The organism is Streptomyces europaeiscabiei (assembly GCF_001550375.1).
GTDB classification, from domain to species: domain Bacteria; phylum Actinomycetota; class Actinomycetes; order Streptomycetales; family Streptomycetaceae; genus Streptomyces; species Streptomyces europaeiscabiei.
In genome coordinates this window covers 1-6,360 of the sequence record NZ_LRTR01000493.1, presented here as the reverse complement: position 1 = coordinate 6,360, position 6,360 = coordinate 1, and the positions used below count along the sequence as shown (strand labels likewise).

The window sequence follows — 6,360 nt, the reverse complement described above, 5'->3', positions numbered from 1 at the left end:
CGGGGTCGCGGCCGGCGAGCCAGCCGCCGCCCTCGGCCGCGGCGGCGTGGCCGCCGATGACGATGACGAGGTTGGGGTCGCGCCAGGTGCGGTCGACGGCCTTGTCGGAGGTGACGACGGTGACCCGCTCGCGTGCCGTGCCGAGTTCCTCGCCGACCACGAAGGTGCGGTGGACTCCGTCGAGGAGCAGGCCGAGTTCGGCGGGTCCGGCGCCGGGTGAGGTGAGGACGGCGACCTTGGTGTGGGCACGGCACACGTTCACCGCGCGGCGCAGCGTACGGCGGTGGGCGACGACCACCTGTGCGTCGTCCCAGGGCATGCCCGCGCGGGCGAAGGCGGCGGCCACGGAGGAGACGCCGGGGACGACCTCGACCTCCAGGCCGAACTCGGGGGACCTGAGGGTGCGGACGACGCCGAAGAAGCCCGGGTCGCCGTCGGCGAGGACCACGGCGGTGCCCCGGTGGCCGGCGATGCGGCGGGCGGCGAGGGCGACGCTGCCGAGGCGGATGCGTTCGGCGGTCGGGGGCACTTCGGGCAGGGCGAGGTGGTGGGCCGCGCCGGCCACCAGCGTGGCCGCGGCGAGGGCGGAGCGCGCCGCGGCGGTCAAGGGGGAGCCGTCCCAGCCGATCACCGTGACCCGGTCGGCCATCTTCGTCAGTCTCCAGAGGGTCTTCGCAGGTCGTCGGGGCGCCCGCACGAGGTCCCGTGAGGGTACCTGGTGACGTGGTGGGACCCGGTGGCCGGGCTCACGGCCTCACGCGTACCCGTGGGTGGTTCAGTTCCAGTCCGAGTAGGAGCTGAATCCGCCACCGTCGGCGAGTTCCTCGCTGACGCCCTCGATGTCCTCCGGGAGGAGGCTCCAGACGATGAAGTCCGTGCGGACCTCGCTCCAGCCGTCCTCGGCGGTGCGGGTGCGCGCTATGCAGGCGTTGCGCAGCACGCCCTCGCTGATACAGCCGATCTTCTGCGCGACCTGCTGGGAGGCGGTGTTGTCGGCGGCGGTGCGCAGCTCGATCCGTTCGAACTTCTGCTCGCGGAACAGCCATTGGGCGGTCGCGAGGGCGGCCTCGGAGGCGTAGCCCTCGCCGCGCGCCCAGGGGGCGACGACGTACGACAGTTCCGTGGCCCGCACGTGCCAGTCGGTTTTGGTCAGCTGGATGACGCCGACCAGGCGCTGGGTGAGGAACTCGGTGACGGCGAGGTCGAGGCCGCGTCCGGAGGTGCGTTCGGCGGGCGCGTACTCGGTGATCCAGGTCCGTGCCTCGCGTTCGGTGAAGGGCTGCGGGACATCGGTCCAGGCCATCACCTGTTCGTCGTTCATCATCTCGATGAACGCCTGGATGTCGTCGTCGTCGAACGGGCGCAGAACCAACCGATCCGTGCTGATGGAGATGTCGGGAAAGGTCCTCATCATGCGCCGCTCCGTAACCTTCGAAATCTTTGAGAGCCTGCTGAACTGCCCAGCATGCAGCATGAAAGCACTCAATCGCACCACGGAGTCCACTCCCAGTGAGGGAGCGGACCCCATGCGTGGCGATACGCCGTATACGTGCCGTCGGCTCGGAAGGACGCGATCGAAGAAGGCGATCGGAGGGCGGATTCAGAAGGACGGGATGACGGAGCCGTTGCTCCACTTGTCCTCGATGAACTTCCTGACCTCGTCGGAGGTGAGGAGCTTGGCGAGCTTCTTGACGCGCGGGTCGTCCTCGTCGCCCTTCTTGACGGCGAGGAAGTTGCCGTTCGGGTTGTCCTTGGCGGGCTCGACGGCGAGGGCGTCGTCGGCGGGCGAGAGGTCGGCTTCGAGGGCGTAGTTGCCGTTGATCACCGCGGCGTCGACGTCGTCCAGGGAGCGCGGGGTCTGAGCCGCCTCCAACTCCTTGAACTGGAGCTTCTTCGGGTTCTCGGTGATGTCGGCGGGGGTCGCGTCGGTGCCCACCCCGTCCTTGAGCGTGATGATCCCGCTCGCGTCGAGGAGCTTCAGGGCACGCGCTTCGTTGACGGTGTCGTTGGGGACGGCGACGGTCGCGCCGCTCTTGAGGGCGTCGGCGCTCTCGACCTTGTTCGAGTAGAGGCCGAGGGGTTCCAGGTGGACCGTGACGGCGGGCACGATGTCGGTGCCGTTCTTCTTGTTGTAGTCGTCGAGGTACGGCTGGTTCTGGAAGTAGTTGGCGTCCACGGAGCCGTCCTCCGTGGCCGGGTTCTGCAGGACGTAGTCGCTGAACTCCTTGACCTCCAGTTCCAGGCCCGCGTCCTTCGCCAGGTTGTCCTTCACGAAGTTGAGGATGTCGGCGTGCGGGGTCGGGCTGGCGGCGACGACCAGCGGGCCGCTCGTGTCGGAGGCGCTGTCGGCCTTGTCCGCGCCGCAGGCGGTGAGTCCGAGGGTGAGGGCTCCGGCGGCGAGTACGGCGGTGGCGAGTTTGGTGGTGTTACGCACGAAAAGTGCCTTTCCTTTTGGGTGGAGCGATCCCGTCGTGGGTGGGACGGGACGTGTGCGGGTGCCTGAAGTCGACGTACGGCCTAGGCCTTGGTGACCTCGGCCGCGGTGGGCTCGGCCCTCAGGAGCCGGAGCCTGGGCGTGGAGCCGGAGTGGCCGCCGCGCCGGTGCAGGGCGCGGGCGGCGTGGTCGCCGGCGAACTGGATGACGGAGATGACGACCGCGAGGACCGCCACGGTGATCCACATCAGTTCGGTCTCGAAGCGCTGGTAGCCGTACCGGATGGCGATGTCTCCGAGGCCGCCCGCGCCGACGGTGCCGGCCATGGCCGAGTAGCCGATGAGGGCGACGACGGTCGTGGTGGCCGAGGAGATCAGCGAGGGCAGCGACTCGGGGACGAGGACCCTGCGGACGACGGTCCAGGTGTTGCCGCCCATGGCCTGCACGGCCTCGACGAGCCCGTGGTCCACTTCGCGGACGGCCGTCTCGACGAGGCGCGCGAAGAACGGGATCGCGCCGACGGCGAGCGGCACGATGGCGGCCTCGCGGCCGATCGTCGAGCCGGTGACCCAGCGGGTGAAGCCCATCAGCGCGACCATCAGGATGATGAAGGGCATCGAGCGGGCGATGTTCACGACCTGCCCGATGACCTTGTTGGCGAGGATGTTCTGCAGCAGGCCGTCCCGGTCCGTGAGGACGAGCAGGATGCCGAGCGGGAGGCCGCCGACGATCGCGATGAGCGTGGACCAGCCGACCATGTAGAGGGTGTCCCAACACGCCTGCTCCAGCAGGGGCCACATCTCGTTCCAGGTCACTTGGCACCTTCCTTCACGAGCGTGGACGCCTGGATGTCCCGGCCGACCACGTCGATCTGCAGGCCCTGCTCGCGCAGGAAGCCGACGGGGACGACGTTGTCCTCGTAGCGGCCCGGCAGTTCGATGCGCATCCGGCCGATCTGGAGGCCTCCGACGGTGTCGAGGGCGGCGCCGAGGATCGAGATGTCGATGTTGTACGTGCGGGACAGCTGCGAGATGACCGGCCGGGTCGCCGCCTCGCCCTGGAAGGTGACGTCGAGGACCGTGCGGTCGTCGCCGGTGGCCTCGCCGCCCACCGGGAAGAGAGCGGAGGCCAGTTGGGAGCCGGGGGTGGCGAGCAGTTCGCCGACCGTGCCGGACTCGACGATCCGGCCCTTCTCCATGAGGGCGGCCGAGTCGCAGATCGTCTTGACGACGTCCATCTCGTGCGTGATGAGCAGGACGGTCAGACCCAGCTGCCGGTTGAGGTCGCGCAGCAGCGTCAGGATCGAACGAGTGGTCTCCGGGTCGAGGGCGCTGGTGGCCTCGTCGGACAGGAGCACCTTCGGGTCGCCCGCCAGCGCGCGGGCGATGCCGACGCGTTGCTTCTGGCCGCCGGAGAGCTGGGCCGGGTAGGCCTTCGCCTTGTCGGCGAGGCCGACGAGGTCGAGCAGTTCCGCGGCCCTGCGGGAGCGGTCGTTGCCGGACCTGCCGAGGATTTCGAGCGGCAGCTCGACGTTGTCCTGGACCGTGCGGGAGGACAGCAGGTTGAAGTGCTGGAAGACCATGCCGATACGGCTGCGCGCCCGGCGGAGTTCCCGGCCGGCGCGGGGGCCCCGGCCGGCCAGGGCGGTCAGGTCCCGGCCCGCGACGGTCACGGTTCCGGAGGTGGGGCGTTCGAGGAGGTTGACGCAGCGGATCAGCGAGGACTTGCCGGCGCCGGACTGGCCGATCACGCCGTACACCTCGCCCTCGCGTACATGCAGATCGACGCCGTCGAGGGCGGTCGTCTCGCGGCCGCGACCTCGGTAGATCTTGGTCAGGCCCGATGTGGTGATCACTGGATTTCCGTCACTGTCGAGTGCGCGGGCGTGGGTGTGCCCGGGCACGGGTGCAGGCTGTCAGGGACGCGACACGGTTCTCGCGGTGGCGAGGGAACCGGGGGAGAACATGCGCGCGGGGAGGCTCGGTCCGTCACGCGCAGCGGCGTGCGGGGCCTTCTAGAAGGCGCACATTCGACACGTACAACGAGCACCGGGCGTCATCGTCGCCTCGGTCGCAGGGATGCGGTAGCTCGTCGTGGTCATGAGATCAGTAAAGCAGATGTATGAAGCAGGTGAGAGAGGGCTGTCCGTATAGCGGACAGCTCCGAGAGACGTATCCGCAGGTGCGGGGTGGTGACGTCCACCCTGTGGGCATCTGCCGTTGTGGCCAAGGCCACGATGTGCGGCCTGCGGGTTTCGACGCCCGGGGCCGGGCGCGGCGATGTTTTGGGCCGTAATAGGGTCGCGGCATGCTTGTTGCCCTGACGGTGACGACCGCCGTCGCCGCGCTTCTGCTCGCCGCCTGGTGCGGCTGGGCCGCGTTTCGCGATCAGCCGACCAAGGACTGGCACTTCATCGGCATGGCCGTGGTGTCGGCGCTGGCCCTGGTTCAACTGATCGTCGGGATCGTGCAGTTGGCGCGCGGGGAGAAGCCGGAGCAGGGGACCACGATCTTCGTCTCCTACCTCCTCGGGGCGTTCGCCTGTGTCCCGGTGACCGGATTCATGTCCCTGGCGGAGCGCACCCGCTGGGGCAGCGTGACCGTCGCGGCCGGCGGTGTGGTGCTCGCCGTGCTGCAGGTGCGGCTCTACGACATCTGGGGAGGCTGACGTGACCGCCACGGACCGCGAGCCGCGGGAGAACGAGCGGGCACGGCTGATCAGCGGGCCGGGGATGCTGCTGGTGTGGCTGTACGGCGTGATGGTCGTCGGGGCGGTGTCACGGTCCGCCGTACAGATCTCGACCGAGTTCGAGCACGCGCCGCTCGCGTACTCGCTGTCCGCGACGGCCGGTGTCGTGTACGGGTTCATCACGTACTCGCTGGTGCGGGGCGGGGAGTTCGCCCGGAGGGCCGCGCGGATCTGCTGTGCGGTGGAACTGGCCGGTGTGCTGATCGTGGGCACCTGGACGCTGGTCGAGCCGTCGGCGTTTCCGGACAGGACGGTGTGGTCGGACTACGGGATCGGGTACCTGTTCATTCCCGTGCTCCTTCCGGTCACCGCGATGTACTGGCTGCGGAAGAGCGCGCGACAGGGGAAGGCCGCCTGAGGGGCGTCAGGCGGCTGCGGGTCCGTCGTGGCCGGTCGCGCGGTTCTCCACGCCCCTGCGGACGCGTGCCCCCGGCTAGGCCGTCGCCGCGTACGCCTCCGCCGGCTTCTCCAGGATCACCATCGGTACGCCGTCCCGCCCCTGGCTGGTGCCCACGGTCTCGTAGCCGACCCGGCGGTACAACCGCAGGTTTCCCTCGCTGCGGTGACCCGCGCTGAGGCGGAACCTGGTGGCGCCGCGCTCCTCGGCGAGGGTCGACTCGGCGGCACGCAGAAGCCTCGCGCCGATGCCGTGGCCCTGGAGGCGCGGGTGGACGCAGAGCTTGCCGATGGCCGCGGTGCCGTCGGCGTCGAGGGCGCCGCGCACGGAGCCGACCACCTCGTCACCCAGCCGGGCCACGAACACGCAGTCCGAGGCGACCTCCTCACGGACCGAGTCGAGGCTCTGGACGAGCGGATCGATGCGGTAGTTGCCGTACAGTGCCGCCTCGCTCTGGAAGCACAGGTACTGCAGCCTGAAGATCTGCTCGGCGTCCTGATCGGTCGCCACCGAGATGGTCACGCTCATGCCCATGTGTGCACGCCTCCCGCTCACCTGCTCACCCGATGTCCTTCACTCCTATCCCCGTGGTTCGCGTGCCGCAACCTCCGCGGCCAGCAATCGTCGAAGACATCCCAGACATCGGGAGCGTTCCGGACCGAGGCTGCCCTGTGAGATACCCAACTCGCCCGCGATCTCCCGGTAGGTGAGGTCCTTCGGGGACAGCAGGGCCGCGAGCAGCCGGGGGCAGCGGCCGGGGAGCCGGCGTACGGCGGCGTAC

The 6,360-nt window shown here is 69.5% G+C and carries 8 protein-coding genes and 1 pseudogene; 2 read left to right on the top strand and 7 right to left on the bottom strand.

Going from position 1 to position 6,360, the window contains the following annotated elements:
- The 5 genes from cbiE to AWZ10_RS23805 form a co-directional block, all read right to left on the bottom strand.
- The coding region (cbiE, locus tag AWZ10_RS23825) for a precorrin-6y C5,15-methyltransferase (decarboxylating) subunit CbiE (protein ID WP_063809785.1) at window positions 1-649 on the bottom strand (649 nt) is incomplete at its 3' end.
- Window positions 650-775: 126 nt separating this feature from the next.
- Entirely contained in the window at window positions 776-1,414 is a 639-nt protein-coding gene (locus tag AWZ10_RS23820) for a GNAT family N-acetyltransferase (protein ID WP_046702662.1), read from the bottom strand.
- 186 nt (window positions 1,415-1,600) lie between these two features.
- Window positions 1,601-2,434, bottom strand: coding sequence for a MetQ/NlpA family ABC transporter substrate-binding protein (locus AWZ10_RS23815; RefSeq protein ID WP_060892006.1), 834 nt, complete (start codon window positions 2,432-2,434; stop codon window positions 1,601-1,603).
- A gap of 83 nt (window positions 2,435-2,517) precedes the next feature.
- A complete protein-coding gene (locus AWZ10_RS23810) occupies window positions 2,518-3,249 on the bottom strand; it encodes a methionine ABC transporter permease (protein ID WP_046702664.1) in 732 nt (243 codons plus the stop codon).
- Window positions 3,246-4,289, bottom strand: a complete 1,044-nt coding sequence (locus tag AWZ10_RS23805) for a methionine ABC transporter ATP-binding protein (RefSeq protein ID WP_046702665.1) — start codon at window positions 4,287-4,289, stop codon at window positions 3,246-3,248. The genes AWZ10_RS23810 and AWZ10_RS23805 overlap by 4 nt, the downstream gene beginning before the upstream one ends.
- A gap of 452 nt (window positions 4,290-4,741) precedes the next feature.
- Here AWZ10_RS23805 and AWZ10_RS23800 point away from each other — a divergent pair, with 452 nt between their 5' ends.
- On the top strand, window positions 4,742-5,101 hold the full coding sequence (locus AWZ10_RS23800; RefSeq protein WP_060892005.1) for a hypothetical protein: 360 nt from the start codon (window positions 4,742-4,744) through the stop codon (window positions 5,099-5,101).
- A gap of 1 nt (window position 5,102) precedes the next feature.
- The gene (locus AWZ10_RS23795) at window positions 5,103-5,540 is read left to right on the top strand and encodes a hypothetical protein (RefSeq protein ID WP_037701606.1); all 438 of its coding nucleotides are present in this window, start codon (window positions 5,103-5,105) and stop codon (window positions 5,538-5,540) included.
- A 75-nt stretch (window positions 5,541-5,615) separates the two neighbouring features.
- On the opposite strand, the gene AWZ10_RS23790 is transcribed toward AWZ10_RS23795, so the two are convergent.
- Both AWZ10_RS23790 and AWZ10_RS48000 read right to left on the bottom strand, forming a co-directional pair.
- A complete protein-coding gene (locus AWZ10_RS23790; RefSeq protein WP_046702667.1) occupies window positions 5,616-6,113 on the bottom strand; it encodes a GNAT family N-acetyltransferase in 498 nt (165 codons plus the stop codon).
- Window positions 6,114-6,158: 45 nt separating this feature from the next.
- Window positions 6,159-6,360, bottom strand: a pseudogene (locus AWZ10_RS48000) (sigma-70 family RNA polymerase sigma factor); the annotation flags it as partial.